This is a genomic window from Lentilactobacillus senioris, from assembly GCF_026798195.1.
Lineage (GTDB): Bacteria > Bacillota > Bacilli > Lactobacillales > Lactobacillaceae > Lentilactobacillus > Lentilactobacillus senioris_A.
Genome location: NZ_JAPQEZ010000034.1, coordinates 1 through 572, shown reverse-complemented (window position 1 = coordinate 572; position 572 = coordinate 1). Strand labels below are relative to the sequence as shown.

Annotated in this window: 1 pseudogene; it reads right to left on the bottom strand. The window is 43.2% G+C overall.

Annotated features, from left to right (window positions below):
• Positions 1–14 precede the first annotated feature (14 nt).
• A pseudogene (locus OXT66_RS09615) lies at positions 15–572 on the bottom strand (IS30-like element ISLsa1 family transposase); the annotation flags it as partial.

The following is a 572-nucleotide window of genomic DNA, read 5'->3' as shown; positions in this document are numbered from 1 at the left end:
GGCAAATTACAAGTTTAATCCGAACAAGCCCGGAATCTTTCAATGGCAGTCTGTTGATGATGTATTTTTAATGGTCGTTGATTAATTAGTTCAAGTGCTGCTAGGATCTCATCAGTCGTTACTTGGCTAAAATTGGTCTTTTTCGGGAAGAACCAGCGTAACCGTCTATTAAAATATTCATTGGAACCTCGCTCCCATGGTGAATATGGATGGCAAAAATAAACTTTGATCTGATAATCCTGTTCTAAGGCCTGATAATTGGCAAACTCTTTACCATGATCAACAGTAATGGATTTTACTTGGGGACCGAAGGCCCCCATAAACTTGCCAAAGGCGGTGTTTAGAGCCTTAGCCGTTCTATTAGGGGCTTTGATGGCCCATAGAAGTCGGGTCTTACGTTCTACGAATGTAACCAGACATGATCGTGACTCACTTCGACTAGAAAGCACCGTATCTACTTCCCAATGACCAAAAGCTAACCGTTGATTAACAGTTGTTGGCCGTTGTTCGATGGAAGTCCCACTTGTAAATTTCCCACGATTTTCGCTCACTCGGTGCTGGCGGACATTCCG